Annotated in this window: 26 protein-coding genes and 1 pseudogene; 7 read left to right on the plus strand and 20 right to left on the minus strand. The window is 46.0% G+C overall.

The genetic code is table 11. From position 1 onward, the window contains the following. Window positions 1-3: 3 nt before the first annotated feature. The 10 genes from kdsB to ACT6PV_RS08040 all read right to left on the minus strand — a co-directional run bounded on the left by kdsB (window position 4) and on the right by ACT6PV_RS08040 (window position 8,778). The gene (gene kdsB, locus ACT6PV_RS07995) at window positions 4-771 is read right to left on the minus strand and encodes a 3-deoxy-manno-octulosonate cytidylyltransferase (protein WP_445115871.1); all 768 of its coding nucleotides are present in this window, start codon (window positions 769-771) and stop codon (window positions 4-6) included. A 10-nt stretch (window positions 772-781) separates the two neighbouring features. Continuing rightward, on the minus strand, window positions 782-1,795 hold the full coding sequence (gene lpxK / locus ACT6PV_RS08000; RefSeq protein ID WP_445115872.1) for a tetraacyldisaccharide 4'-kinase: 1,014 nt from the start codon (window positions 1,793-1,795) through the stop codon (window positions 782-784). A gap of 6 nt (window positions 1,796-1,801) precedes the next feature. Further along, window positions 1,802-3,532: a lipid A export permease/ATP-binding protein MsbA gene (msbA, locus tag ACT6PV_RS08005; RefSeq protein WP_445115873.1), complete on the minus strand. Its 1,731-nt coding sequence runs from the start codon at window positions 3,530-3,532 to the stop codon at window positions 1,802-1,804. Window positions 3,533-3,535: 3 nt separating this feature from the next. Then, window positions 3,536-3,958 carry an ExbD/TolR family protein gene (locus tag ACT6PV_RS08010; protein WP_445115874.1) on the minus strand — a complete coding sequence of 141 codons (423 nt, stop codon included), beginning with the start codon at window positions 3,956-3,958 and terminating at the stop codon, window positions 3,536-3,538. Window positions 3,959-3,975: 17 nt separating this feature from the next. Beyond that, window positions 3,976-4,611, minus strand: a complete 636-nt coding sequence (locus ACT6PV_RS08015) for a MotA/TolQ/ExbB proton channel family protein (RefSeq protein WP_445115875.1) — start codon at window positions 4,609-4,611, stop codon at window positions 3,976-3,978. 56 nt (window positions 4,612-4,667) lie between these two features. Next, complete coding sequence (locus ACT6PV_RS08020; RefSeq protein ID WP_445115876.1) at window positions 4,668-5,555, minus strand: ParB/RepB/Spo0J family partition protein; 888 nt, start codon at window positions 5,553-5,555, stop codon at window positions 4,668-4,670. Further along, the gene (locus tag ACT6PV_RS08025; RefSeq protein WP_445115877.1) at window positions 5,552-6,334 is read right to left on the minus strand and encodes a ParA family protein; all 783 of its coding nucleotides are present in this window, start codon (window positions 6,332-6,334) and stop codon (window positions 5,552-5,554) included. The genes ACT6PV_RS08020 and ACT6PV_RS08025 overlap by 4 nt, the downstream gene beginning before the upstream one ends. Before the next feature lie 22 nt (window positions 6,335-6,356). Then, window positions 6,357-6,989, minus strand: coding sequence for a 16S rRNA (guanine(527)-N(7))-methyltransferase RsmG (rsmG, locus tag ACT6PV_RS08030; RefSeq protein WP_445115878.1), 633 nt, complete (start codon window positions 6,987-6,989; stop codon window positions 6,357-6,359). A 71-nt stretch (window positions 6,990-7,060) separates the two neighbouring features. Continuing rightward, window positions 7,061-7,765, minus strand: a complete 705-nt coding sequence (murU, locus tag ACT6PV_RS08035; protein ID WP_445115879.1) for an N-acetylmuramate alpha-1-phosphate uridylyltransferase MurU — start codon at window positions 7,763-7,765, stop codon at window positions 7,061-7,063. Next, on the minus strand, window positions 7,765-8,778 hold the full coding sequence (locus ACT6PV_RS08040; RefSeq protein ID WP_445115880.1) for an aminoglycoside phosphotransferase family protein: 1,014 nt from the start codon (window positions 8,776-8,778) through the stop codon (window positions 7,765-7,767). The genes murU and ACT6PV_RS08040 overlap by 1 nt, the downstream gene beginning before the upstream one ends. Before the next feature lie 118 nt (window positions 8,779-8,896). On the opposite strand from ACT6PV_RS08040, the gene ACT6PV_RS08045 reads away from it, so the two are divergent. Next, complete coding sequence (locus tag ACT6PV_RS08045) at window positions 8,897-11,341, plus strand: LPS-assembly protein LptD (protein WP_445115881.1); 2,445 nt, start codon at window positions 8,897-8,899, stop codon at window positions 11,339-11,341. Next, window positions 11,341-12,687, plus strand: a complete 1,347-nt coding sequence (locus ACT6PV_RS08050) for a peptidylprolyl isomerase (RefSeq protein ID WP_445115882.1) — start codon at window positions 11,341-11,343, stop codon at window positions 12,685-12,687. Before ACT6PV_RS08045 ends, ACT6PV_RS08050 begins: the two co-directional genes overlap by 1 nt. Before the next feature lie 148 nt (window positions 12,688-12,835). Here the strand turns inward: ACT6PV_RS08050 and hfq are convergent, their stop codons facing one another. The 4 genes from hfq to tsaE all read right to left on the minus strand — a co-directional run bounded on the left by hfq (window position 12,836) and on the right by tsaE (window position 16,907). Beyond that, window positions 12,836-13,363 carry an RNA chaperone Hfq gene (hfq, locus tag ACT6PV_RS08055; RefSeq protein WP_445115883.1) on the minus strand — a complete coding sequence of 176 codons (528 nt, stop codon included), beginning with the start codon at window positions 13,361-13,363 and terminating at the stop codon, window positions 12,836-12,838. Between the two features lie 91 nt (window positions 13,364-13,454). Then, window positions 13,455-14,399, minus strand: a complete 945-nt coding sequence (miaA, locus tag ACT6PV_RS08060) for a tRNA (adenosine(37)-N6)-dimethylallyltransferase MiaA (protein WP_445115884.1) — start codon at window positions 14,397-14,399, stop codon at window positions 13,455-13,457. A 3-nt stretch (window positions 14,400-14,402) separates the two neighbouring features. Further along, window positions 14,403-16,391: a DNA mismatch repair endonuclease MutL gene (gene mutL, locus ACT6PV_RS08065; RefSeq protein ID WP_445115885.1), complete on the minus strand. Its 1,989-nt coding sequence runs from the start codon at window positions 16,389-16,391 to the stop codon at window positions 14,403-14,405. Between the two features lie 39 nt (window positions 16,392-16,430). After that, on the minus strand, window positions 16,431-16,907 hold the full coding sequence (gene tsaE, locus ACT6PV_RS08070) for a tRNA (adenosine(37)-N6)-threonylcarbamoyltransferase complex ATPase subunit type 1 TsaE (protein WP_445115886.1): 477 nt from the start codon (window positions 16,905-16,907) through the stop codon (window positions 16,431-16,433). Window positions 16,908-17,089: 182 nt separating this feature from the next. On the opposite strand from tsaE, the gene ACT6PV_RS08075 reads away from it, so the two are divergent. From ACT6PV_RS08075 to ACT6PV_RS08085, 3 genes are all read left to right on the plus strand, one after another. Then, window positions 17,090-18,007 (plus strand): pseudouridine synthase, encoded by a 918-nt coding sequence (locus ACT6PV_RS08075; protein WP_445117067.1) that lies wholly within the window; start codon window positions 17,090-17,092, stop codon window positions 18,005-18,007. A 104-nt stretch (window positions 18,008-18,111) separates the two neighbouring features. Beyond that, window positions 18,112-18,420 (plus strand): type II toxin-antitoxin system RelB/DinJ family antitoxin, encoded by a 309-nt coding sequence (locus ACT6PV_RS08080; RefSeq protein ID WP_445115887.1) that lies wholly within the window; start codon window positions 18,112-18,114, stop codon window positions 18,418-18,420. A 95-nt stretch (window positions 18,421-18,515) separates the two neighbouring features. Next, complete coding sequence (locus ACT6PV_RS08085; RefSeq protein ID WP_445115888.1) at window positions 18,516-18,959, plus strand: GNAT family N-acetyltransferase; 444 nt, start codon at window positions 18,516-18,518, stop codon at window positions 18,957-18,959. Between the two features lie 24 nt (window positions 18,960-18,983). On the opposite strand, the gene ACT6PV_RS08090 is transcribed toward ACT6PV_RS08085, so the two are convergent. Beyond that, window positions 18,984-19,709, minus strand: a complete 726-nt coding sequence (locus ACT6PV_RS08090; RefSeq protein WP_445115889.1) for a pseudouridine synthase — start codon at window positions 19,707-19,709, stop codon at window positions 18,984-18,986. A 209-nt stretch (window positions 19,710-19,918) separates the two neighbouring features. Between ACT6PV_RS08090 and ACT6PV_RS08095 the strand changes: the two genes are divergently transcribed. Further along, a complete protein-coding gene (locus ACT6PV_RS08095; protein WP_445117068.1) occupies window positions 19,919-20,371 on the plus strand; it encodes a DUF441 domain-containing protein in 453 nt (150 codons plus the stop codon). Window positions 20,372-20,452: 81 nt separating this feature from the next. On the opposite strand, the gene ACT6PV_RS08100 is transcribed toward ACT6PV_RS08095, so the two are convergent. Further along, window positions 20,453-21,373, minus strand: coding sequence for a LysR family transcriptional regulator (locus ACT6PV_RS08100; protein WP_445115890.1), 921 nt, complete (start codon window positions 21,371-21,373; stop codon window positions 20,453-20,455). A 350-nt stretch (window positions 21,374-21,723) separates the two neighbouring features. Continuing rightward, window positions 21,724-22,857 carry a 5-methyltetrahydropteroyltriglutamate--homocysteine S-methyltransferase gene (locus ACT6PV_RS08105; protein WP_445115891.1) on the minus strand — a complete coding sequence of 378 codons (1,134 nt, stop codon included), beginning with the start codon at window positions 22,855-22,857 and terminating at the stop codon, window positions 21,724-21,726. Window positions 22,858-23,090: 233 nt separating this feature from the next. Here ACT6PV_RS08105 and ACT6PV_RS08110 point away from each other — a divergent pair, with 233 nt between their 5' ends. After that, the gene (locus tag ACT6PV_RS08110) at window positions 23,091-23,759 is read left to right on the plus strand and encodes an epoxyqueuosine reductase QueH (protein WP_445115892.1); all 669 of its coding nucleotides are present in this window, start codon (window positions 23,091-23,093) and stop codon (window positions 23,757-23,759) included. Between the two features lie 85 nt (window positions 23,760-23,844). Here the strand turns inward: ACT6PV_RS08110 and gltS are convergent, their stop codons facing one another. From gltS to ACT6PV_RS08125, 3 genes and pseudogenes are all read right to left on the minus strand, one after another. Beyond that, a complete protein-coding gene (gltS, locus tag ACT6PV_RS08115) occupies window positions 23,845-25,068 on the minus strand; it encodes a sodium/glutamate symporter (protein ID WP_445115893.1) in 1,224 nt (407 codons plus the stop codon). A 125-nt stretch (window positions 25,069-25,193) separates the two neighbouring features. Next, window positions 25,194-25,557, minus strand: a pseudogene (locus ACT6PV_RS08120) (transposase); the annotation flags it as partial. Window positions 25,558-25,650: 93 nt separating this feature from the next. Next, the gene (locus ACT6PV_RS08125) at window positions 25,651-26,634 is read right to left on the minus strand and encodes an ion transporter (RefSeq protein ID WP_445115894.1); all 984 of its coding nucleotides are present in this window, start codon (window positions 26,632-26,634) and stop codon (window positions 25,651-25,653) included. Window positions 26,635-26,779 lie beyond the last annotated feature (145 nt).

A 26,779-nucleotide genomic window follows, 5' to 3' on the forward strand; every position in this document is an offset into this window, starting at 1 on the left:
GGCTCAGATTGACTCAAAATATGACATATCCATTGCATTCAGACGATCCAGGTCGGCTTGGGTATCTACTCCTGGAGGTAAGCTTACCTGGGCAATATCAATGGCAATTCGACGACCGTTTTCAAGCACCCTTAACTGCTCCAGGCTTTCCAGTTTTTCCAGTGCACCCATATCCCAGCTGACAAACTCCTGCAGCAGACTGACCCGATAGGCATACAGCCCCAGATGACGATAAGCCTGCTGATGCAGCTGAGGAATAGCCTGTTGTGCCGCGTCCCGGTCACAGGGAATCGCAGCACGGCTGAAATATAACGCCTCGTTCAGCCTGGAGATCACCACTTTCACAATACTGCTGCGCTGAAACTCGTCCAGCTGATGAATGCGCTCGCACAATGTCGACATTGAACAGCCGGGCTGATTCACCAGCAAATCCGCCACCTGACCCACCAGCTGTGCCGGCAGGAAGGGTTCATCGCCCTGGACATTGACCACGATATCCTCAGCACTCCATCCCTTGATTCGCGCGACTTCACTTAAACGATCGGTTCCTGATGGATGATCAGGATCAGTCATCACCACATCCACGCCATCCACCTGACAGATGTCAGCAATACGCTGATCATCCGTGGCAACACACAGGTCATCAAAACCCTGCACTTTGCGTGCCTGATCCACAACACGCAAAACCATTGGCCGACCATGAATCAGCAATAATGGCTTTCCCGGTAACCGGGAACTGGCATAGCGTGCAGGAATGACAATGTGTTTCATGGCGTAAACCTTAAGAAATGTGAATACCCAGCTGACTCAATTGCTGCGCCAGCAATGTATAGCATGGATCAGATAATACCGCTTCAACAGGAACAACCCAGATTTCGCGACTGAATTCCGGATGTTTTTTTAACAGCGGCAATATTTTAACGGCATCTTTTTCCGTGGTAATGACCGGATTTTCATCCTCAAACTGTAAGTCATCAATCTCATAGTCATAATGGTCCGAAAATTCATGACATTGAAAGCGATAAATTCCAATACTGTCCAGCGTCTGATAAAAACGCTGCGGAAAACCGATACCCACCACTGCATAATAGTCCTGATGGGGATTGAATTGTGGATTGAGTAATGCAGTCTGAGGGTTGAGTAGATAGGGTTTCCCTGGTTGCAAATGCATATTCAGGGCCGTCTGTGGCTGAACTGCATGTTCAATGACAGTACCCTGATCCAGGCGGGAAACCGGTTCCCGTAAATAACCTTCCGGTAGTAATTGCTGATTTCCCAGACCACGATTATGATCAACCACAATCCATTCCAGCTGACGGGCCAATGCCCAATGCTGCAGGCCGTCATCGCTGATAATCAAATCAAGCGGCTGCTGCTGGAGTAATAATTCGATACCGGCTTTCCGGTCAGCTCCCACAGTCATGACAGCCTCGGTAGACTGTACAATCAGACAAGGCTCATCACCTGCCGTTTCAGGCAAAGTATCCACCGTCACCAGCGCAGGAAAAGGTCCGTGACCGCCATAGCCCCGGCTGATGACACCGACCCGGATCTGCTTCTGCTGTAAATATCTGACCAGATGAATTAATAACGGTGTTTTGCCACTGCCTCCCACCGTGATATTTCCAATAACCATGACCGGAACAGGCGCCTGATATACTTTTTTTATGCCGTGTTGATACAGTGTTTTATTGACTAAAAAACCGGCTCTGTACAACCAGGACAGCGGGCGCAGCACGATCAGCCACCTGGCTTTCCGATTCCAGGCATTCTGAATGATTCGTGCAATGGACATTCGAAGTTATTCCTCGAAATTACGTTGATGCAACTGATAATAGGCACCCTGCTTCGCCAGCAATTCAGCATGACTGCCCTGTTCTGTAATTTGCCCATGATCCATCACCACAATCAAATCAGCATTTTCAATGGTCGATAAGCGATGGGCAATGACAATAGTGGTCCGGTTCCGGTCCTGCATGGCGGCATCAAAGGCCTGCTGGATAAAATGTTCAGACTCGTTGTCCAGCGCACTGGTGGCTTCATCCAGAATCAGAATCGGTGCATTTTTCAGGATCGCCCGGGCAATAGCAATGCGCTGACGCTGACCACCGGATAAACTTAACCCCTGCGTACCAATGGCAGTATCATAACCCTGTGGCAGCTCCATAATAAAGTCATGTGCATAAGCCGCTTTTGCTGCGGCAACAACCTGCTCATCCGTTGCATTTTCCAGCTGACCATAGGCAATATTTTCACGGATGGTCCGGTCAAATAAAATCACCTGCTGGTTCACCATCGCCACCTGTGTCCGTAAACAGGACAAATCAATATCCTGAATGGGAATACCGTCCAGATAAATCTGTCCCTGGCTGATTTCCTGAAAACGCACCAGCATATTGACCAGTGAAGATTTTCCAGCGCCGGAACGTCCGACCAGGGCAACGGTCTGACCCGCCTGAATATTCAGGGAAAAATCCTGAATGGCATTAATGGTATCTTTATACACCAGGCTGACATGATCAAACTGTATTGCACCACTCAGCACAGGTTTTTGTGCGCCGGTATTCTGCTCCTCTGGCATATCCAGCAGTTCAAAAACCGAATGTGCCGCCGCCATGCCCCGCTGTAGTTTTTCATTGATATCAGTCAGATTCTTAATCGGTTTTGCCAGCAAACCTGCTGCTGTGATATAGGCAACAAATTCGCCGGAAGTGGTATTCCCAAAAATTTGCGGGCGAAGCGCCAGCCACACAATGGTACTCATGGCAATAGCCATGACCAATTGCACCAACGGGCTGTTCAGATTCTGAACCACCACCATTTTCAGACCACGCCTTAGGTTTTCTTCCGAAGATTTGTAAAAACGCTTTTGCTCACTGACTTCACCGGCAAAACTTTTGACAATCGTCTGACCGTTTATGCTTTCCTGAACCACATGGTTCACATCACCCATAGTATTCTGAACCTGTATCGATAATTTACGCATACGCTTTGAGGCTTTACGGACCAGCAGGGCAATTATCGGCATAAACACAAAGATACACAGGGTCAGACGCCAATTGGAATACAGCAGATAACCCAATAGACCTGCAGCAATCAGGCCGTCTTTTACCAGTACCTGCAATGACTCGGATGAGGCCGCCGTCACCTGTTCCACGTTGTACATGATTTTGGCAGTAATATGCCCCGAAGAATTATCCAGGTAATACTGTGAAGGAAGACGCAGTAATTTGGCATAGACTTCCTGACGAATGCTGAACACCAGACTTCTTGAGATGACCGCGGTAAAATACCCGCCCATGAACAGGCCGAGTCCACGGAAAAAAATCAGCAATACAATCAATGCCGGGAACCAGTCAAGATTACTGCGACTACCTTCCTGAATGGCATCAATAATAAACTTGAGCAATCTGGCAACAGAGACTTCTGTTGCAGCATTGATCCCGAAACCAACAAGAACCAGTAAGGCAACGCCCCAATAGGGCTTTAAGTACGAAATGAGACGTAGATAGACCTTAAAATCTTGATTCACTGATTAATAACCTCGGGACGGAACTTTAGTACTGATATTCATATTGACAAAACCAAGCTGCCCCGCAACATCCATGACCCGAATTACATCCTGATGCGTTGCTTTGGCATCTGCTGCAATTATAAACATTAAATCACGACGCTCATTGGCAACCTGTTTGATCGCAGTGCTTAAATCTGCGGTTTCCTTACTGGAAAGCGCCTGACCATTCACCGCATAGTGGCCTGAAGAGTCTACCATGACTTCAATTTTATGATCGTATTGTTTTGGTGGAACACCCTGCGCATCTGGCAGGGACAGATTAATACGGCTCTGCTGGGTAAAACTGGTGGTCAGCAGCAGAAAGACCAGAATAAACAGCAGGCAGTCAATCATCGGGGTTAAATTGATATGGATCTCTTCAACACGGGATCGTTTAAATTTCATTGAAGTCTTCCTGCGCCTTAGCCCGCTTTTTTTCTCTGTTCTGACTCATGGCGGTCCTGATAAAATAACGCGGCATGAAACAGTGTCGACTGCTGTTCCAGTTCTGCAATATACTCCTGAACCAACCGCTGAAAATAGCGATAGGCAAACAGGGCCGGAATCGCAATGATCATCCCCGCGGCAGTGGTAATCAATGCCTTGGAAATACCGGGGATCATCATGGTGGGGTTGCCGGCTGAGTTCATATCAATCATCAGGAAGGATTCAATAATACCAATGACCGTCCCGAGTAGACCCAGCAAGGGAGCCACGGCACTGAGTGTTCCCAGGAAGTTAATATTTTTTTCCAGTAAGCCGATTTCCCGGGAAGCACTTGCTTCCATTTGCGCACGGCTGAACGCCTCTCCTTTTTCAGCAGCGTCCAGACCATCCTGAAAAATATAACCCAGCGTCGAGTCAGCTGTAGACGGCTCGTGTTTCAGCACATCAACAACATTCTGCAGTGAACGGTTTTTCCCGATCAGCAGGGTATCAGGCAAAACCAGTGATCTTCTCAGACGAATAAACCTTTCAATGGAAATGGCCACGGTAAATATGGAACACAGCACGAGTGGCAGCATCAGCCACCCACCTGCCTTAACAAGTTCCCACATCTTTAATTCCCCAGTAATTTAATTTAAATGGTTATGCAGTATTTAATCGTATTGTTTTATTCAGGCAGGCAGATATTTAAAATACCCTCCAGCTCATCCAGTGAGTTATAACTGATCACCAGCTTACCCTTGCCCTGCTGATTGTAATCAATTTTCACACTGGCGCTGAAGCGCTCTGACAATTTTTGTGTTAACTGTTCAACATCCGGTGCAGCTGCTGCTTTTTCCTTTTTCTGCTTTGGCGTATTCCAATCCCGGACCAGTTGTTCAGTCTGACGTACGGACAGGTTTTTATCAATCACGGTTTGTGCAATCTGCACCTGATCACGGGCTTTGAGTGTCAGAATGGCCCGGGCATGTCCCATATCCAGCAAGCCCTGCTGAATAAAATCCTTAATTTCAGCGGACAAGCTGAGCAAACGCAGTAGGTTGCTGACTGTGGTTCTGGCTTTACCCACGGTATCGGCAATTTCCTGATGGCTCAGCCCGAATTCATCATGAAAGCGTTGTAAAGCTACAGCCTGGTCAATCGGGTTCAAATCCTGACGCTGAATATTTTCAATTAATGCCAGTGCAATGGCAACCTGATCCGTCAGATCCCGCACAATGGCCGGCACCTCAGTCAGCCCTGCCAGCTGTGCTGCCCGCCAGCGACGCTCACCGGCAATAATTTCATATGTATATTGCCCGTCATCAACCGGACGGACCACAATGGGCTGCATGACACCATGCTTTTTAATGGACGCCGCAAGCTCCTGCAGGTCCTGTTCATGGATCAGGCTGCGTGGCTGATAGGTCCCACGCTTCAGCTCACTGACAGCAATCTGTTTCAGCAGGCCATGATCAAGCGTCTGAACTTCAAGCTGTAATTTTTCTTTCTGGATCGAACCCAGTAACGCATCCAAGCCACGACCCTTTGCCAAACCGCGTTTCTTTGTGGTCATGCTTTATTTCCTTTTCTCAATTTGCCCTTTTTCAACATTTCAGCTGCCAGATTTAAATATGCAATTGCACCCTTTGAGCTTTTCTCAAAGTAAATAATCGGTAAACCATGTGCTGGTGCTTCAGCAAGCCGGACGTTTCTTGGAATGACAGTATCATAAAGTTTTTTACCGAAATACTGTTCCAGTTCAGCAGAAACGTCCCGGGTTAATGCATTACGTGCATCATACATGGTCCGCAACACCCCGATAATTTCCAGTTCCGGGTTTAATGCCTGCTGAATTTTATCAATGGTCTGGGTTAAATCTGCCAGTCCTTCCAGTGCATAATATTCACACTGCATTGGAATCATGACGCCCTGTACAGCCGCCAGTGCATTGACGGTAATCAGGCTCAGGCTCGGCGCACAATCCACAAGAATATAATCAAAGTTTTTTTCGACATCCTGCAGGGCGTTACGCAAGATGAACTCACGGCCATCCTGCTCTGCAATCACCAGTTCAACGCCCGCCAGATCACGGTTTGCACCCAGTATTTTATAACCCACTTCGGCGGTGGTGATGGCTGTTTCCATGGGTACTTCACCCAGCAATACATCGGTCACAGAATAAAGCAGATCATTTTTCTGAATACCGGATCCCATTGTGGCATTGCCCTGGGAGTCCATATCCACCAGTAACACACGTTTTTTCAGGACGGCCAGTGAAGCGGCCAGATTTACGGCAGTTGTCGTTTTCCCGACACCACCTTTCTGGTTTGCAATCGCAATAATCTGAGCCATGATCACCCCCATCCCATATGTATTAAATTTGTTTTAATAACAGCAAATGCCGTTGTTCATCCAGATCCGGAACATGCAATTCAATTGTTTCACATAAAAGCTGTTGCTGAAATGCAACGATTTCATTTTCAGGAATCAGGCCTTTCATTGCGGCAATTACACTTTGACGATGCATATAGGGTTGCGAAGCATGGATAAAATCAGTGAGCGAGGCAAAAGCCCGACTGGTAATCACATCGAACTGCCCCAGTTCCTGAATCATCGCTTCATTTTCAACCCGGGTCTGTACGGCAACCACATTTTCTAATTTTAAATCAGCAATAAACTGCTTCAAAAAGCGGATTTTTTTCCCATTTGAATCCAGCAGCACACACTGACGTTCCGGCTGACACAGAGCAATGATCATGCCCGGCATACCACCACCGGTACCGATATCCAGCAGACGCCCTTCCGGCAAGGCATTCAGGATACTCAGACTATCCAGCAAATGCTTCACCAGCATTTCAGCCGGCGCACGTATTGCCGTCAGATTATAGGCTTTATTCCACAGCAACAATGCATCCTGATACTTCAGTAACAAAGCCAGGGTCTCTTCACTCAACTCAAGGCCCAACCGTTGACTGCCCTGCTTTAACGCTTGAAAAAATGGATGCATAAACAAACAACATCTCAAATAAAGTAGATGGAAGTATACCGATTTCCTGCCCGTGGAACAGTAGTCAGCGCTTAGTGATTATGCAGCTGATCATAAATGCCCTGCCGGATCTGTAAATCCAGCGCGCTTAATCGCTCCGGTGTCCCTACGTCGACCCATGCTGCACGCATTTTTTCAGCAGAAATACGCCCATCTGTCATGGCCTGTTTCAGAGACGGCAATAATGGCCGTTTCCCCGGCGCCAGTCCATAAAACATGTCCGGTGAATAAACCGCAATCCCACTATAAGTCAGGTTTTCACCCTGATGATTCTGCTCAAAAGCATAAGCCCGTCCATCTGCCAGGGTAAAATCACCCTCCGGATGCTGTTCCGGGTTCGTTACAAACACCAGGTGTGCCAGATCATTCTCCAGCCGAACCTCCAGTAACGAGCTGAAATCCATGGTGGTCCATACATCCCCATTTACAAGAATGAACGGCTCAGTACCCAGTAAATGCAATGCATTGATAATACCACCTGCTGTTTCCAGTCCTTCCTGTTCACGTGTCCATAAGATGCTGACACCAAACTGGGAACCATCTCCCAGCGCACCAATCAATACATCTGCCAGCCATGCAGAGTTAATGACAATTTCGTTCACACCAATTTTTTTTAATTTTTCAATATGCCAGACAATCAGTGGTTTGCCTCCCACTTCCAGTAAGGGCTTTGGCTTATATAAGGTCAGCGGGCGCATTCTGTTGCCCATGCCTGCGGCAAGAATCATTGCTTTCATCAGGCCACTACTCCATAACTGCCATATTTCTGTTCAAAGGCCGGCATCACTTTATGCCGAATAAACTGCATGAAGGGCTGTAATTCCGTATAGGGCCGGCTTTCTTCAAGCAGATAACACATCACCCGCGGTAAATCCTTCAGGTAGCCTGATTTACCATCACGCTCAAACAGACGTACAAAAATGCCCAGAATTTTAATATGCCGCTGAACAGCCATTAAATCTGCGTCACGTTTAAACTGCTGAAAATCACGGTCCTGTCTGGATGTTTCAGGCAACATGTCATAAAACACCTTAAACCACTGCTCAACGCGATCCGCATCCCACTGCAAATAGGCATCACGGGTAATGGAAATTAAATCATAGGTGTCTGCACCAATCACCGCATCCTGAAAATCAATCACCCCTAGTACGGTTTCACTGGCAATTTTCATCAGATTACGGCTGTGAAAATCACGATGAACAATCACCTGAGGCTGTTGCATTGCCGATTCCGCCAGGTATGCAAAGGTCTGTTCAATCATGGTTTTTTCTTCTGCTGTTGGCACCACATTCAAAGACGGCAGCAACCAGTCAGTCAGCAACTGCATTTCACTGATTAACTTTTCATAGGAATAGACGGGAAAATGCCGGCTTCCGTCTATGGCCTGAAGCTGAATCAGCTGTCTGAAACTCTGCATGTAGTAGGCATCGACACTATCTTCATTCAGCAAGGTCGACAGCACAACATCACCAAAGTCTTCAAGCAACAGAAAACCCTGCTGCATATCCTTTGCAACAATATGCGGCACCCTTACACCATGCCTGTCAAAAAACTCATCAATCGTCACAAAAGGTACACAATCTTCTTGTTCAGGAGGTGCATCCATCAGCATAAATGTTTTATTATTCAAAGTAATCCTGGCATAACGACGGAAACTCGCATCACCTGCCAAAAAGTTGATTTCAAATTGATCTGAACTGAGTACAGATGTCATCCACGATTGTATCAATTGTTCACGTTGTGTTTTCATTTGCAATTAATCTGGTGCAGGCTGAATTTTTGAAGTGCTAAGTGTAGCTACTTATCAACTTTTTCTCTATGATGCGACAATAATTAATTGCAATCTGCACACCTGGTTAATGAGACTAATGAAGCATCAGTTTAAATTTAATCCTTTAGCGACTGCTATTTTGACCCTTCTCTGCGGGAACTCTGTATCCAGCTATGCCGATTCGACAGACAATATTTCAGATGTGGATAATGGGCAATTAAAGGCAGCCATCAAAGAAAGCTTCCCCGGCCAGAATTTCTTTGAACAATATTATGTCGACAAAAATACCGCTCAGGCACAGCAACTCCGTGACACGGATTCCGTCAGTAATCGCTACTGTCAGGGCGTATGGGTGACTCCCTTTAATACAGAAAATAAGACGGTTGCACCTGCCGATGGCAGCTCTGTCATTACTGCTGATCAGGGCTATTACAACCCGAATGGTGACTCCATCTTATCCGGCGATGTGGTGATCAACCAGGAAGGCCGGATGATTCGTGCCAATGAAGTGGCCATCGACAAAACCCAGACCTTTGCCAATGCAAAAGGCAATGTACAGATGGCACAGGGCGGTTTAATTGCACAAAGTGATCAGCTCAACTACAACCTGAAAGATGAAACCGGGAACTTAAACAACAGTTTTTATATTGCTGAAGCCACCCATGCACATGGTCATGCTGAAAAAATCACCCGGACCTCACCGACAACGGTTGTACTGGAAGATGCAAGCTATAGCACCTGTCCACCGGATGAAACGCCCACCTGGCGAATTCAGGCGAAAAAAATTGAGCTGAATCAGGACACCGGACGTGGTGTTACCCGTAATACCAGACTCTATATTAAAAACACCCCGGTGCTGGCCGTACCTTATTTCAACTTCCCCATTGATGACCGCCGCACCACCGGGATTTTATCCCCCAACTTTGGCTTCACCAATGACGGTGGTTTTGAACTTGCGGTTCCTGTCTATTTGAATCTGGCACCCAATTATGATGCCACCATTACTCCCCGGATCATCAGTGACCGTGGTGCAATGGCAGAAGGTGAATTCCGTTACATGACCGAAAACTTTGGTGAAGGTCGTGTATGGGGCAGTTATTTACCTTCGGACAACAAATACAACAACGAGAACCGGGAAGACTTCCACTTTTTGCATAAGTGGCAGATGAATGATCAGTGGTCGACAAAAGCTGAATATAACTATGTCTCGGATAAGGATTTTTTCTCAGATCTTGACAGCAGCCCAAGCACCCGGACAGAGCTGAATCAGCGCCGCGCATGGGAACTGAATTACGCACACGGTATTCCCGGTCTGAGTGCCCAGTTAAAGGTTGAGGATTTTCAGACCCTGGATAAAACCATTCCGGATGTCGACAAACCCTATGCACGCTTGCCACAGCTATTGGTCAATTATATTACCGGAAACCCTCAGGGACTTGAGTTTGAGTTCAACAACGATACGGCTTATTTCAAGAAAAATATTGATGATTTTGAAAATCAGGCTCAGCCCAACGGTACCCGTTTATACAACCAGTTTGCAACGCGCTATAACTTCAGAAATCCGTGGGGATTTGCCATTCCTGAGGTCTCTGTCCGCAGCCTGAACACTTTTTATGACCAGGATACCCGGAACAATGCCAACTTCAGTTCGGACTCCCAGAATAAGTCTGTCGTAGTGCCACAGTTCACACTGGATACTGGCCTGACCTTCGAACGTGAAGGCAAGTATCTGCAAACCATTACACCGCGTGCCTTTTATGCCTATGCACCGTATAAGAATCAGAACGGTTATCCCAATTTTGACTCGACAACAGCCTCCATCAACTATGATCAGCTGTTCAACCCCTATCGCTTCTATGGGCATGACCGACTGGAAGATAACAACTTTATGTCACTGGGGGTAAGCTACAGCCTGTTTGATACTGTCGGTCTGGAACGTTTACGTGCCAGTGTCGGTCAGAGTTATTATTTTGAGGACCGTAAAGTAACCCTGCTGAACAACAGTGATGTGATGGATACTGAAAAAAATACCGGCCCGGTCGTCAGTCTGTCCAGCCAGCTCTCCCAGCATTTCAGCATTGGTGCCAATTCAGCATGGATGTCAAACGGCGACAGTGCCCAGCGTGATTTCCAGCTGTATTACACCGGAGATCAGGGCAATCTGTATAATCTGGGTTATTTTTACAGAAATTATCTGCCGGATCGTCAGGCCGCCTATGAGCAGGTTGTTGCATCATTTATACAGCCGGTTAAGGACAACTGGCGTATTATGGGCCACGTTCAGTACGACATGGACAACAGTGTTGCCCGTGAATACCTGGTGGGTCTGAACTATGAATCTTGCTGTTGGGGAGTTTCCCTGTACGGCCGTTCATATTATAACGACCTGGATAACGTCAATGACCCTGGCGTAAAACCCAAGCGTGCCGTTATGGTGGAATTTACCCTGAAAGGATTAGGGAGCTTAAACAACAAATTAAGCTCATTACTGGAAAACCGTATTTTAGGCTTCGATAAAGTTAATCAATCCTGGACACATTAATGAAGACACAAAATTTAAAACAACGCTTTAAAGCAACCGCATTGGCATTATTTACTTTTACATCAATGCATTCATTTGCTGCACCGGCGGATCAGGTAATTGCAGTTGTCGGTGATAGTGCTATTTTAAGAAGTGATCTGAATCAGGGAATTGCCGAAGTCACACACCAGCTTCAGGCACAAAAAAAAGAAGTGCCGCCACCGCAATACCTGGAACGTCAGGTATTAAATCAGCTGATTCTGCAAAATGCCCAACTTGAACAGGTCAAACGTTACGGATTGAAAGCAGATGAAAAAAGCCTGAACGAGGCCATGCTGAAAGTTGCCAGCCAGTCTGGTGTGAACAGTCTTGAAGCATTTCAGCAGAAACTTGACGCAACTGCACCGGGAACCTACGAAGCATTGCGCAGCCGTGTTTCAGAAGATCTGCTGATTCAACGCTTACGTCAGCAACAGGTGATGTCGCGGATTAAAATCAGTGATCAGGATGTTGACAACTTTTTAAAATCTCCTGAAGGTCAGGCTGCAATTGGTGGTCAGTTCCATGTCATTCATATGCGGGTTTCAGGCAGCGCATCGCCCGATGAACTGAAAAACGTGGCACAGCAACTGAAAAATGATTTAAACAGTAATGATGATGTCAAAAGCCTGGAAAAGAAGTATTCATCCGCATCCGTCAAGGTTGAAGGAGCAGATATGGGCTTCCGCCCAATCTCAGATATTCCTGCTGAGTTGGCTGCACGGGTCAGCCTGTTAAACCCTGGCCAGACCACCGACCTGATTCCAGTCAGGGATGGTATTCACCTGCTGAAACTGATTGAACGCAAAAGTGACGAACAAAAAGCACTGGTACCGCAGTACAACACCCGGCACATTCTGATTAAAACCTCTGAAGTGGTCAGCCCCGAAAACGCAAAACAGACCATAGAAAGCATTTACAACCGGGTTAAGGCAGGTGAAGACTTTGCAACCCTGGCATCCACTTATTCCAATGATCCCGGTTCTGCCCGTGATGGCGGTAGTCTTGGATGGGTCAGCCCGGGCGTGATGGTTCCCGAGTTTGATGCTGTCATGAAAAGCACGGCTGTCGGTCAGGTCAGTGAACCTTTTGAGACACAATTTGGATGGCATATTCTACAGGTCACTGATACCCGTCAGCAGGATATGACCCGGGAATATCAGCAACGTATGGCCCGTCAGATTCTGGGTGAGCGTCAGTTCGACTCAGAATCTGACAGCTGGCTAAGAGAGTTACGCGCCAATACCTATGTGGAAATTAAGGATCCCAGCCTGGACAGCAAAGCTAAAAATACAACCAATACAGCAGATGCCGTAAAAAGTGACTGATTAAAGCCTTTGTAGAAAAGGCCTCATTCCGAGGTCTTTTTTATGTGTAATGCAACTTAGAGGCATTAGCTCTAAAAGCAAAATGAACCAATCAGAAAATTTTCCGATAAAAAAAGCGCCTGTAACAGGCGCTTTTCCAGCATTCAGATTAACGATTATTTTCGTCGTCCTGGCCATCTTCAAATTTTGTTTCGCCATCAAAGCTGCCGCCCTGACCACCAAAACCGCCCTGACCGCCAAAGCCACCGCCCTGACCACCAAAGCCGCCCTGACCGCCAAAGCCACCGCCCTGACCACCAAAACCGCCCTGACCGCCAAAGCCACCGCCCTGACCACCAAAACCGCCCTGACCGCCAAAGCCACCGCCCTGACCACCACCAAAGCCACCGCCCTGACCGCCACCAAAGCCACCGCCCTGACCGCCAAAGCCGCCTGCACCCTGTGTACCACCCGCAGGTGCTCCTGCAGGACGTGGATTACGCGCAGGTACGACTGTTGAAATCGCATGCTTATAAACCATCTGACTAACCGTATTTTTTAATAACACCACATATTGGTCAAAAGATTCAATATGGCCTTGTAATTTGATACCATTTACAAGAAAGATAGAAACTGGAATTCGTTCCTTACGGAGAGAATTTAAGAACGGATCCTGTAAAGTTTGACCTTTAGACATTTTATACTCCAAAAAAATTTAAATCAGCGCAAAAAAACTACCTTTATTTTTCAATTAGAAATTATAAAAAGGATAGTTGCTAAATTTTGCTTTATCCATGTAAGTTTCGCAAGTCTTCCCGGGCCTGCTTCATCGTTAAATAAGTTCTGAATTGGTGTGCTTCTTGCAAAGAACGTAACCATGTGTATTGACGTTTTGCTAATTGTCGTGTCGCAAATAAGGCCTTTTCCTCCATTTCATGCCTGCTTTTATGATTTTCATCGCCATTTTTCAGGAATTCCAATGCCTGACGGTACCCAACAGACCTCGCCGAGGGTAAGTTTTTGCTTAGATCGTATTTTTTCATAAGATATTTAACCTCATTTAAAAATCCGATATCCCACATTTTTTTCAGACGTAATTCAATTCCACGATGCAATTCTACACGATCCGGCAACAATGCATAATTATAAAAACTGTAACGATATGGCATTTTTTCAGGCTGCGCCGCCTGTAGTTTTGTAATGGGCTTACCGGTAATCCGGTAGACTTCCAGTGCCCGGATAATCCGCTGTCTGTCACTGACCTTAAACTTTGCACCGGCCTGTGGGTCAACACGCTGCAATTCCTCAAAAACAGCCTGCCAACCCTGTTGCTCTGCATGTGCTGTAATTTCCGCCCGAATCGCAACATCCGCACTGGGCAGATTTTCCGCCAGCCCTTCAAGCAAGGCCTTGAAATAAAGCATTGTCCCACCCACCAGAATGGGAATTTTGCCACGCTGATGAATTTCATCAATCAGACGACAGGCATCTTCTACAAATTCAGCAGCAGAATATACTTCAAGTGGCGTAATAATATCAATCAGATGATGTGGATATTGCTGCTGTTCTGCTTTGCTCGGCTTGGCTGTTCCAATATCCATTTCCTGATAAACCAATGCAGAATCCACTGAGATCAGTTCAAAATTCCCATGTTCATACAGGTCACAGGCTACAGCTGTCTTGCCGCTTGCCGTGGGACCCATTAAATTGATGACCGGTAATTGTGCTGGCATGGCTTACTCTCCCCGGGCAAACAGTTTATCGAGCTGCTGCAATGGGAATGCACGCCATGTTGGTCGTCCATGATTACATTGACTGGCAAATTCAGTCTGTTCCATCTGACGCAGCAGTGCATTCATCTCAGAAAGACTAAGCATGCGATGTGCACGTACCGCTCCATGACAGGCCATACCCGCCAGCAGCTGATCACGTTTTTGCTGCAAAGCCTGTGCTTCATCATTTGGATCCAGATCATTGAGCAACTCAGAAATCAGCGCTTCAAAATCTGCATGCTGTAAAATTGCGGGAACACCGCGGACAATCAACTGCTCTTCCCCATACTGGTCAATGTCCAGTCCCAGTCGTTCCAGCTGGGGTTTCAGATCATCAATGCGGGTGGCCTGTAAACGGCTGATGGAAATGATCCTGGGGATCAGCAACTGCTGAGAACTCCAGAATTGCGGCTGATCCCAGGCAGCCTTCATCTGTTGCAGCAGAATGCGTTCATGTGCTGCATGCATATCAACAATAATTAAACCTTCGGTATTTTGCGCCAGGATATAAATACCATGCAGCTGGGCAATTGCCACCCCCAGTGGAAACTCATCGACACGACTGCCACCGGCGGCTACCAGTGATTCTTCCGACTCCGAAACCCCACCTGCAGGTTCAGACGATTCACGCAAGGGCGCCAGATAGCTCTTCAGCGCATTGTTTACTTGCTGAGTCCCTGAATAATGCGATTGCGGCTGCCAGGCAACCACCTGAGGAGTATTTGAACTGAAATCCGTCAGATGTGCAGGCTCAGCCGCATGATGGTCCAACTGATTGGCCTGCTGTTGATCGGCAGGACTGACAGCAGCGTTTACAGGGGCGTCCCGATGTAATGGAAACTGTTCCTGATAACGGGGCTGTGGCTGACGCCAGTCTGAATCCGATGTTTCCTGTTTCATGGCCTGTGCCAGCTCAGCACCTGCCGTCTGGAACTGAGACAGGGTTTCTTTGGCATAATGCCGTACAAACTCATGTACTTCGCGCTGATTTAAAAAGCGGATTTCATGCTTGGTCGGATGCACATTGACATCAATATTCTCAGGATCAACTTCCAGAAAAAGTAAATAACCGGCATGCTGATGACCATGCAGAATACCATCATAAGCCATGCGCAAAGCATGTGAGATGGTCTTGTCCTTCACAATCCGGCCATTGACATACACATACTGTAAATCTGCCTGAGCCCGTGCATCTGAAGGATGCCCCAGCCACCCGGAAAGCCGCATATGCACACTGTCCGCATCAATCCAGTAAGCATTCTCGGTAAATGAACGACCCAGCAGTTGCTGCACCCGCTGAAAACGTAGCTCACCGCTGTCCGCAACAGGCAGATTCAGCCGGATATGATCATTATGTTCCAGGACAAAGCGGATATCAAAATGGGTTAAAGCCAGACGACGGACAATCTCTTCAATATGGCCGAATTCAGTGCTGGGCTTTTTTAAAAACTTCCGACGTGCCGGGACATTGAAAAATAAATCCTGTACCCGGATATGCGTACCTTTCTGCAATGCAATGGCCTGAACAGCCTGATCATCAAATGCCGTACCATTCACTTCAACCTGATAACCGATCCCGGAATCATCCTGACTGCTTGCCAGGCTCAGCCGGGAAACGGCAGCAATGGACGCCAGCGCCTCACCACGAAAGCCCAGGCTGACAATGGCATGTAAGTCTTCAGCTGTCTGAATTTTACTGGTGGCATGCCGGGTCACAGACAAAGCCAGATCTTCAGCATGAATACCATTGCCATTATCCAGAATCTCGATCAGGGTACTTCCTCCCTGTGCAACACGGATAATCAGTTCAGTGGCACCGGCATCAATCGAATTTTCCAGTAATTCCTTGACCACTGACGATGGTCTTTCAATCACCTCACCCGCTGCAATCTGGTTGGCCAGTGCAGGATCGAGTGTTTGAATACGTTTTAAGCTGATTGCTTCATGCTGCATCAAATTAACCTGAATCTATGTTATTTAACCTGAACCCATTTAGTCTGAATCCATCTGACCCTGTAAAGCGCCGGCCAACTGGTCTGAATAAAAATGCAGCGTCACTTCCCGGGCCGTGTCAGTCGCTGCTTTCTGAATATCAATAGTACAATCCGGCTGTGGAATTTCATCACCACCCTTAGATGGCCATTCAAACAAAAATAAAGCATCTGTTACATCCAGATAATCCCGTATTCCCATCAGCTCCAGCTCATATGGATCATTCAGACGATACAGATCAAAATGAAATACGCTTTTATCTGCAATGCGATAAGGCTCAACCAGGGTATAGGTCGGACTCTTGACCGCCCCCTTATGCCCCAGTCCCTGTAACCAGTAGCGGGTTAAAGTGGTTTTGCCAGCCCCCAGGTCACCGGTCAGATAAATCACACCCTGTGCTATGTGCTGTGCCAGCATCTGTGCCAGCTTCTGAGTATCGCCTTCATTCTGCAGACTGAATTGAAATGAATATTGCATAATACCCACAATATGACCGGAACAGGACAATATGATAACATTGCAGCAGGATAAAGCCTATGGGCCAGTCAGTCCGGCACCCCGGATGTAGCCTATCCGTCTGTTTTTACAGCAGTGCTTTTTCTGAATTCTGTCCGTCATTGACGTTCATGTCCACATATTTTCAGCCAGTCATTTCCTGCATGTCCAGTCCAGTCAGCCCACACCATGATCAGCCACCCATGCGTGAAGGGGTAACAGCCAGTCAAGCCTTTCTGCCCGAACTCAGCCCCCGGCCACACAATCTGTTTGACTATTTATGTGAACATTTCCCACATATTCAGCCCTCAGAATGGCAACAGCGTTTTCAGGACCAGCTGGTGCTGGATCTGCAGGGCAATCCACTGCAAATGGACAGTCCCTACATTGCTCATACCCACATCTATTATTATCGGTTTCTGTCACATGAAATCCATGTGCCATTTTATGAAAAAATTATATTTGAAAATAATGACTTACTCGTAGCTGATAAACCCCATTTTTTAACTATGAGTCCGACCGGGCAATACCTTCAGGAAACCCTGCTGGTCCGCCTGAAAAAAACCACACAAAATCCCTGGCTGACACCGATACATCGACTGGACCGGGAAACTGCCGGTGTGGTCTTATTCTCAAAACGGCCGGAAACCCGTGGTCTGTATCAGCAGCTGTTTGCAGAACGCGCTGTTCAGAAAATTTATCACGCCATTGCCGCATACCGTGCCGATCTGGTTTTGCCTGCAACCGTAAATTTAAGAATGGAAAAAGGTCAGCCCTTTTACACCATGCAGGTCACCGAAGGCGCCCATAACAGCAGCACTGCAATAGAACTACTGGAACAGGACGGCCGGTGGGCCAAATATCGTCTGAAACCGACCACAGGTAAACAACACCAGTTACGAGTTCATCTCAGTCATTTAAATATCCCCATTAAAAATGATCCGTTTTATCCTGAAGTCATACATAAAAATAAGGATGATTTTTCAGCACCTTTACAGCTGCTAGCCAACCAGATTTCTTTCAGGGATCCATTAACTGCTGAAGAAGTCTGCTTTTGTTCTGAACAGGTATTGACGCTATAATCCCATTGTAATGACAAAAAGTGACTTTTTAGTGTTTAGACATTGCAATTACAATCAATTCGATTAGAATAGGACCCTCAAACTAAAATCGTTTGGTTAAACTCATGAGAAAAACAGAAGTCTATCAGGTCCGTCTTGACTCACAAGAAAAAAAACAGGCCTTTGCGGTCTTTAAGCAATTGGGCATTACACCTGCTCAGGCTGTACGCCTTTTTTTTAAACAGGTGGTACTGACCAAATCCATTCCCTTTGCCATTGAAAATCAGAATATCAATATGGAACAGCTGCTGAAACTCAGAAAGCTGAAACAGGAGCAACAACAGGCTTCACAGCCTTATGCAGATGACTCTGAAATTGATGACGATATTTTTGCGGAGTTAAATGCACTGCTGGGTGAAAGTGACAAAACTTAACAGTGTTGCATTTTTACACAATATTTTTATTATAAATTTCAGTTTTTTAGGTATGCTCAATTTGCAGGGATAACGACAATTGCAGGGAGTATATCATGATCGTGCGGCGTGCCACTTTAGAAGACCTACACCAGCTTGCTGTATTATTTGATGAATATCGCCAATTCTATGGCACCTCTTCCAATATTAAGGAATCATTCAATTTTTTAAAGCAACGTTTTGAAAACAAGGAAAGTGTGATTTTCGTACATGTCAAGGATGATACTTTTACCGGTTTTGTGGCGCTGTATCTGGGATTTTCGTCGATATCCTGTTCTACCTACTATATTCTGGACGATGTCTATGTCACCCCGGTTTACCGCAGACAGGGTTCAGCCCGCCAACTGATTGATACTGCAATCTTATTTGCCCGCCATGAAGATGCACTGCGCATCAGCCTGGAAACCCATCGCAATAATTACCAGTCACATCAGCTGTATGAACAAATGGGCTTTGTCAAAGATGAAGAATTCCAGACCTATCATTGCTTTCTTAAATGAGGCCTGCTTTAAATCATGACATCCCTAAACCATAATAAGGTCTGAATCAGCAGCATGTCTTACAGCCATCAGCTGCCCAGGGTTCAGATAAACCCATTCACCTTCTGCCAGTTCATTTAAAGCAAGTTTCCCAATCTGCTGTCGATGCAGGGTCTCAACCTTATTACCGACTGCGGCCAGCATACGTTTCACCTGATGATACACACCCTGATGGATGGTCATCTGCAACTGCCGGTCAGCCAGTATTTTTACATCTGTTGCTGCAAATGTGCCCTGTTCATTCCGCAACTCAACACCCTGCTGCAACTGCTGAAGCTGTTCCGGGGTCACAGCATCTGCGGTATGCATCTGATAAACTTTGGGGACATGTTTTTTAGGATGGGTTAAGGCCTGCAAAAACTGACCATCGTCCGTCATGAGCAGCAGACCGGTGGTGTCCTGATCCAGCCGTCCGACGCATTGCAGGCCTCGGTTCAGTAAAATACTGTCAAATAAACCGAATACACTGAAATGATGGGTGGCCTGGTGTGAACATTCATAACCTCGGGGTTTATTCAGTGCAATATAGACTTTCTCATGATAGTCATAGGTCTGACCATACACCCGATAATTTAAATTCTGCACATCAACCTGATCACCAGGTGAGGTCACCAACTGATCACCAATGCTTACAGCTCCCTGCTGAATTAATTGCCGGCAATGTTTACGCGAACCAAAGCCCTGTGACTGTAACATTTTTTCCAGCAGCATAACTTTACCCCCCAATCGATCGCCCGCTTATTCTACCTGAGCCTCGCCACGATAAAAATAAAATCATGCTTTTCGTGACAGACAGACTGGACTCACTTGAGCATTTGATGAAATATCCACAAACACTCATTACAGGATCAGCAAATTTATGCTGCAATTTTTCGGTATAATTCACATTCCTACCCTGTTCTCTCTTCATTCTTATGAGCATCTCCAGCCTGGATCTGAATTTAATTGTCCTGATTATTTTACTTGCCTGCGGTATCTTCAGCCACAATAGTGCGGTGACTATTGCCGCTGCGGTGCTGATTATTTTCAGATTAACGCCACTGAGTGAGTTTTTCCCTTATGTACAGCAATATGGCTTACATATTGGCATTATTGTGCTGACCATTGCCGTGTTGACCCCCATTGCAGATGGTAAAATTGCCGGGGACACAATCTTAAAATCCTTTTTCAGCTGGAAATCACTGCTGGCCATTGCCGTGGGACTATTAGTGGCCTGGCTGGGAGGACGTGGGGTGAAACTAATGAGTAATCAACCGGATGTGGTTGCAGGTTTATTGCTGGGCACAGTAGCAGGTGTGGCTGTGTTAAGAGGCGTACCGGTCGGACCACTGATTGCTGCGGGCATATTGTCCCTGCTTATTGGTTATTCCTGAGTACAGTCATGATTCTGTATTTCGGGCCAGAACACAGACAAAATAAGCATGCTCATTGCCTGTGATCCGACCAGCCTCAGTTTATGACGAATAATAAGACAGGCGTTTTTGTGAGAATTTTTCCAGCTGTTTTAAAAAACCTTCAAAATAGCTCTTTTCCTTTTCTTCGATTCTGTAGCCCGCATACAGGGTACGACGTAATCCATTCGGTGAAACACAGTCCAGTCGACGTGAAGTCACCCATCCTTTTTGTTCATATTCACTGACCACCCAGTCAGGCAATGCGGCAACACCTCTTCCACTGGCCACCAGCTGAATCAGCATCTGTGTCAGTTCAGTGGTGCGGATCTGCTTAGGTTGAATATTGGCAGGAATGAACAGTTTAGACATGATGTCCAGCCGATGTTTATCCACCGGATAACTGATCAGGGTCTCTTCGGCAAGCTGCTGCACCGTAATCTTCTCCGCCCGCACCATTGGATGTGTACTGGACAGGACCAGTCGTGATTCATATTCAAAAATCGGGAAATATTCAATGCCCTTTAAGGCAATTGGATCGGCGGTAATCAGTAAATCAAACTCAGCATTCTGCAATAATTCATGTGGATTGGATTCAAAACCTGAAGCAAAATCCAGATCCACATCCGGATATTGCTGACGATACTGATTCAATAAAGGCATTAACCAGTCAAAACAACTGTGGCATTCTGAGGAAAAAATAATCCGTCCAGTCTGACCATGCACAATTCGGGTAATATCTGTCTGAGCAATCTGAATCTGAGGTAAAACATCATCGGCCAGTTTCAGCAAGCGCTGCCCGACACTGGAAAATGAGACCGGACGGCTGCGGCGGTTCACCACTTCAACACCATACCAGTGGTCCAGTTCCTTGAGCTGATGGGAGATTGCAGACGGCGTCAGATACAGATCATTGGCTGCCGCAACCAGCGAACCATGTTCTCTTAAGGCTATCAGAGTTTTTAAGTGTCGAACTTCCAGCATAAGTAAAGACCATAAAGACGTTGCTCTTCCTTTACACAGGACATCAGACAGTGCACTGCGACAGGGGAAATAGTCTTTTCAAAAAATGAATATTACTCATCTTATCATAATATTAATTAGTTTGTCTCAACATGAATTTTATTTCATTATTTCCCGATCAGATTTATTCTGAGCTGGAGTTTTTTATATTCTGTTTTACTTTTAAAAACTGATCAGAATGTTCAGCTAAATAACGCATATATAAAAAATACAAAAACTGATCACGAATGATCAGCTTCCGGTGTTTTTTATGATGCTGAATAGGCTTTTGAATGTCACCCTGAATATGACTCGAAATCAACTGGACACTCTCAGTTTTTCCAGACCTCAGCGACAATTTCATTAATCAGCTGAAGCTTTTTCCATTGTGCCGCATAATCAACCTTATTGCCTTCTTCAGTGGAAGAAAAACCACACTGCGGGCTCAGCGCCAGCTGCTCTAGCGGTAAAAATTTTGCCGCCTCATGAATACGGGTAATAATCTCATCTTTATCTTCCAGTGCTTCGACTTTTGAAGTCACCAGTCCAAGGACCACTTCCGCATTGGATCCATTCAGCTGTGCCAACGGCTCAAACCCACCGGCACGTTCTGAGTCATACTCCAGGAAATAGCGGTCAATATTTTCAAGGCCTTTGAAAATAAAGTTTTCAACGGTATTGTAGCCCCCCTCATAATTCCAGGTGGATGCAAAATTGCCCCGGCAGATATGCATGCCAATCACCAGGTCAGAGGGCTTATCCTTTAAGGCAATATTCAGCGTATCCACACAAAACTGAGCCAGCTGATCCAGATCTGTGCCCAGCGCACGTTCCTTTTCACGTTCAGCTTGCGAACCCAGATAAGCCCAGAACACATCATCCAGCTGTAAATAACGGCATCCCGCTGCATAAAATGCCTGAATGGCTTTTCTGTAAGCCAGGCCAAGGTCCTGAACATACTGGGCAATATCATCAGCATAGATGTCATTAAAACGAATTTTTGGACGCATCATCATATTCGGACTGGGAATAGTCATTTTGGCGATTGCCCCTTCCCCGGCCTGATCATGCAGAAATTTATAATGCGCCAGATGGGGATGATCATCCGGAAAATCAATTTTACCTGTGACACGCACATTGTGGGGTTTCAGCTCTACACCATGAAATTTTAGCCCCTCAGTGTCGGTATAACCCTCTGCACCCACCAGGTTTTCCATAAAATCATAATGCCACCAGGCACGGCGCAGCTCACCATCAGTAATTACCTTTACCCCATTTTGTTTTTGTAATTCAATTAGTTTTATGATCTCTTCATTTTCAATGCGGGTCAGTTCTTCCCGGCTCAACTGACCCTCTGCAAACTGCTGGCGTGCTTCCTTTAAATGCAGCGGACGTAAAAAGCTTCCGACATGATCTGCCTTAAAACCTGCGTATTGCTGGCGTGCCTGTACTGAAGTGTTGCTCATGCTGAATCCATTACCGATTAAAATTTCAATTGGATCCAATTAAATCCTGTTTTAAGCGCCCCGTCCAATTCAGTCCTGACTGACATCACCTGAAGAATATTTAAATATATATTTACAATCAATATCTTATGCTAAAAAGATGAGAAATACTCATCTAAGAATGAATAATTTTCAGGATCCATACAGCTATTTAGGCTAAAATTGACTGATCTGAGTTAAAAATCCTGTATCCAATGACTAAACCACGAATTAAGCTTGAGCTACCTGATCAGGCAGACCGACTGCTGTTGCATTCATGCTGTGCGCCATGCTCAGGTGAAGTCATGGAAACCCTGCTCGAATCTGCTATTGATTATTCCATATTTTTTTACAATCCCAATATCCATCCGGTCAAGGAATATTTAATTCGCAAGGAAGAAAATATCCGTTTTGCTGAAAAACACAATATTCCTTTTATTGACTGTGATTATGATACTGACAATTGGTTTGAACGTGCCCGAGGCATGGAAAATGAACCAGAAAAAGGCATTCGCTGTACCATGTGTTTTGATATGCGTTTTGAGCGCACTGCACTTTATGCACACGAACATAATTTTAAAATTTTCAGCAGCTCACTGGGCATTTCCCGCTGGAAAAATATGCAGCAGATTAATGACTGTGGTATTCGTGCTGCTGCACCCTACCCAGAGTTAAGTTACTGGGATTATAACTGGCGCAAAAATGGCGGGGCGGTACGCATGCTCGAAATCAGCAAGCGTGAAGAATTTTACCAGCAGGAATACTGCGGCTGTGTCTATTCACTACGGGATACCAATCGCTGGCGGATGAGCCAGGGACGTGACCGCATTAAAATTGGTGAAAAATTTTACAGCAATGCAATGGACGACCAGCCACTTCCCTGAATAAAAAATGGCTTCCCACTATTGAAGGAAGCCATTCTTTCTGCACCATACTCTATATCTCACCATACAAAGTAAGCTGCAATATTTAAAAGAATTTTAAAATAGTCTGAATCACTACAGCATTAATGATATCCACAAAAAAAGCCCCACACAGCGGAATAATCAAAAAAGCCTTATGTGATGGGCCGTAACGATTGGTGACGGCCTGAATATTGGCAATTGCCGTGGGTGTTGCCCCCATGCCGAATCCACAATGTCCTGCGCTCAGCACGGCAGCATCATAATTTTTACCCATGACCCTGAAAGTCACAAAAGATGTAAATAAAGCCAGTACAAGCGTCTGCACCAGCAAGATCAGCACCAGCGGTCCTGCCAGGTCTGCCAGTAACCACAATTTCAATGACAATAAAGCCATGGCCAGATACAGCGATAATGACGCATTTCCAAAGACATCCACAGCGCGGTCAAAAACTTTAATTTTGAACAGATTTTCCAATACATTCCTGAGCATGACCCCACTGGCCAGCGCCCACACGAATGTCGGCAATTCGAACCATTGCCCCTTGCTGAAATCCGTCATCCAATTGGCAATATAAATACAGAACGCAAACATCCCCAGTGTGGTGACTGCATCACTGGCGGTAATTAAACGGGTTTTCCCGGAGTATTCAAACGGTGCCACATCTGCCGATGGCGGTAAGGCCTCATCAGTGGAAGCATCACTGGATAACTCTGTCGCAAGTTTATGTCGGTTAATCAGTAATCTAGCGACCGGACCACCAATAATTCCTCCAATCACCAGTCCAAATGTTGCACTGGCCATGCCCAGTACCACCGCGCCCTGAATACCGTATTCAGTTTCAAAGACCTTACCCCAGGCACCTGCGGTTCCATGCCCACCGGTCAGGGTCACAGAACCTGCAATCAGACCAATCAGCGGATCCAAACCGAGTAATGTTGCCAGGCTCATACCGACCGCATTCTGCACTAGCACATAACCTGAAACACACAGCAGGAAAATAACCAGCGCCATGCCCCCCTTTTTCAGTTTGGCAAAACTTGCACTTAAACCAATAGAGGTAAAAAACATCAGCATCAGCACTGTCTGAATATCACTGCTGAATGAAGCGCTGATATTAAAAAAAGCAAATAATCCATAGGCCAGTAATGCCGCAACCAGACCACCTGCCACAGGTTCAGGAATATTATATTGTTTTAAAAACGTAATGTTTCTGACCAGAAACCGTCCAATAAATAACACAACGACGGCAATCACCAGTGTCCCAAAGGCATCAACCTGAAAACTCATAAAATATTCCCGCAATAAATCATATTCATTTTGACTATAGCCAACTTACACGTATCAAAAATATACCGTTATTTGTGGCACAAAGACAGCCCGGATTCTCATTCGGCTTAATTCACTGAAATTCAGTATAATGAATGCCGCCATTCGCTCAGATCACAGCTACGTCGAAGACTGATACGATAAGCATCAGGCAAGTGATTAACAAGCTGACGCTTTTGGGCCGGCTTTAAAGCTTTTTCCGCAGGACGTCCTGCAGCATTTCCTTATCCGGCTCAGGTCAGCAACCAGTCGCTTCAGCCTCTGGTTCCCCATTCAAGCCGGCTCAGTCGCCTCAGCTCATTGCCCCCCAGACTGCCAAATGTCTTCTTAGTTATAAAAAATCGCTTCTGATATGCCCATCTTACGGCAGACCTCAGCAACCAATACACCACTTTCTGACTGCTTCAGTGCAAATACCATTGGTTCTTCAGGAAATTTGCTTCTCTTCATCTGTGCATGCCTCTTTAACATGAGTTAAATATACGGCATATCTCCAATTTTAAATAAACCTGTTTTTCGGGAGGAGGTCAGTCTACGATTGGTTTAATCCGGCAGTTTTTTCCCGCAATGCGGACAATAACAGTATTTATGCTGTTGTTGTTCCAGTTCATATTCTTTTTGCTCACGGATTAACTGCAATAAAATGTCATGGGTCTGTTCAGAAGTCAGTCCTACCTCCTTACGTAACTCTTCAATCTGCTGCTGATCTGTAATCAGATCAATTTCACTGTTTTGCAATTTTTCCCTGAATTTCAGCTCCAGTTTCTGCTTACGCAGTTCAAGTTCACTGGCCAGACCGTTGGCCAGAATACCGGCAGGCAAAGCGGCAAGTCCTACCCCTAAAATGGTGATTAATGCCCCCAGGAAACGTCCCAGCGGCGTCACCGGGGTTACATCACCATAACCGACGGTCGTCAGCGTAACCACGGCCCACCACATGGAGGCCGGAATGGAGCTGAAAACATCCGGCTGTGCTTTACTCTCCACCACATAAACCCCTGCGGCAGCCATGACAATCATAATAATTAAAATAAAAATTACTGCCTGAAACGAGCCTTTTTCCCGCTCAATCACCCGTAACAGGATCTGTAAAGAAACAAAATAACGGGTCAGCTTCAATAAGCGCAACAGACGCAGAATCCGCAGGAAGCGAAGATCGATATGTACAAAGAAATTCAGATAAGCCGGAAGTATCGCCAGCAGGTCAATGATTGCAGCACCACTGGTAATCCATTTCAGACGCTGTTTAAAGGCTGAAGTCTGCGGCGCTGCTTCGACAATGCTCCAGAACCGGAGTATATATTCAGCCGTAAAAATGATGATGGACAAATTTTCAAAAAGATTAAAATAAAACTGATAGGCCCTGTAAATATCATCCACGGACTCCAGCAGTACAGCAATGACATTGCCAATGATTAAAAAGATCAGCAGATAATTAATACAGCGGCTGAATGCTGTTTCATATTCGGCATTATGTAAGTTGTTATACACGAATCTTCTGAGGGTATACCAGGCTGTCAGTCTCATAAAAGGAACAATGTAGTTTTTTTAAAGCCCCATGTTAATACGTCACTGACGGTCATGACAAATTTGCAGTGTATTTATTTCATCTATTCAGGTGTTTGTTTTCAGTCTTGCATCAGGACCGGCCTGTCCAGAAGCTGGATGGTCG

This window comes from Acinetobacter sp. WZC-1, from assembly GCF_052544965.1.

Excerpts from the sequence above, each read along its gene's own strand:
- ACT6PV_RS08075 (WP_445117067.1), top strand. The coding sequence starts at position 17,090 with ATGTCCAGTCCAGTCAGCCCACACCATGATCAGCCACCCATGCGTGAA.
- ACT6PV_RS08020 (WP_445115876.1), bottom strand. The coding sequence starts at position 5,555 with ATGACCACAAAGAAACGCGGTTTGGCAAAGGGTCGTGGCTTGGATGCG.
- ACT6PV_RS08080 (WP_445115887.1), top strand. The coding sequence starts at position 18,112 with ATGAGAAAAACAGAAGTCTATCAGGTCCGTCTTGACTCACAAGAAAAA.
- ACT6PV_RS08040 (WP_445115880.1), bottom strand. The coding sequence starts at position 8,778 with ATGAAAACACAACGTGAACAATTGATACAATCGTGGATGACATCTGTA.
- ACT6PV_RS08010 (WP_445115874.1), bottom strand. The coding sequence starts at position 3,958 with ATGAAATTTAAACGATCCCGTGTTGAAGAGATCCATATCAATTTAACC.
- murU (WP_445115879.1), bottom strand. The coding sequence starts at position 7,765 with ATGAAAGCAATGATTCTTGCCGCAGGCATGGGCAACAGAATGCGCCCG.
- kdsB (WP_445115871.1), bottom strand. The coding sequence starts at position 771 with ATGAAACACATTGTCATTCCTGCACGCTATGCCAGTTCCCGGTTACCG.
- tsaE (WP_445115886.1), bottom strand. The coding sequence starts at position 16,907 with ATGCAATATTCATTTCAATTCAGTCTGCAGAATGAAGGCGATACTCAG.
- ACT6PV_RS08090 (WP_445115889.1), bottom strand. The coding sequence starts at position 19,709 with ATGCTGCTGGAAAAAATGTTACAGTCACAGGGCTTTGGTTCGCGTAAA.
- rsmG (WP_445115878.1), bottom strand. The coding sequence starts at position 6,989 with ATGCATCCATTTTTTCAAGCGTTAAAGCAGGGCAGTCAACGGTTGGGC.
- mutL (WP_445115885.1), bottom strand. The coding sequence starts at position 16,391 with ATGCAGCATGAAGCAATCAGCTTAAAACGTATTCAAACACTCGATCCT.
- miaA (WP_445115884.1), bottom strand. The coding sequence starts at position 14,399 with ATGCCAGCACAATTACCGGTCATCAATTTAATGGGTCCCACGGCAAGC.
- lpxK (WP_445115872.1), bottom strand. The coding sequence starts at position 1,795 with ATGTCCATTGCACGAATCATTCAGAATGCCTGGAATCGGAAAGCCAGG.
- ACT6PV_RS08045 (WP_445115881.1), top strand. The coding sequence starts at position 8,897 with ATGAAGCATCAGTTTAAATTTAATCCTTTAGCGACTGCTATTTTGACC.
- gltS (WP_445115893.1), bottom strand. The coding sequence starts at position 25,068 with ATGAGTTTTCAGGTTGATGCCTTTGGGACACTGGTGATTGCCGTCGTT.
- ACT6PV_RS08025 (WP_445115877.1), bottom strand. The coding sequence starts at position 6,334 with ATGGCTCAGATTATTGCGATTGCAAACCAGAAAGGTGGTGTCGGGAAA.
- ACT6PV_RS08100 (WP_445115890.1), bottom strand. The coding sequence starts at position 21,373 with ATGCTGGAAGTTCGACACTTAAAAACTCTGATAGCCTTAAGAGAACAT.
- ACT6PV_RS08085 (WP_445115888.1), top strand. The coding sequence starts at position 18,516 with ATGATCGTGCGGCGTGCCACTTTAGAAGACCTACACCAGCTTGCTGTA.
- ACT6PV_RS08110 (WP_445115892.1), top strand. The coding sequence starts at position 23,091 with ATGACTAAACCACGAATTAAGCTTGAGCTACCTGATCAGGCAGACCGA.
- ACT6PV_RS08050 (WP_445115882.1), top strand. The coding sequence starts at position 11,341 with ATGAAGACACAAAATTTAAAACAACGCTTTAAAGCAACCGCATTGGCA.
- ACT6PV_RS08125 (WP_445115894.1), bottom strand. The coding sequence starts at position 26,634 with ATGAGACTGACAGCCTGGTATACCCTCAGAAGATTCGTGTATAACAAC.
- hfq (WP_445115883.1), bottom strand. The coding sequence starts at position 13,363 with ATGTCTAAAGGTCAAACTTTACAGGATCCGTTCTTAAATTCTCTCCGT.
- ACT6PV_RS08105 (WP_445115891.1), bottom strand. The coding sequence starts at position 22,857 with ATGAGCAACACTTCAGTACAGGCACGCCAGCAATACGCAGGTTTTAAG.
- ACT6PV_RS08015 (WP_445115875.1), bottom strand. The coding sequence starts at position 4,611 with ATGTGGGAACTTGTTAAGGCAGGTGGGTGGCTGATGCTGCCACTCGTG.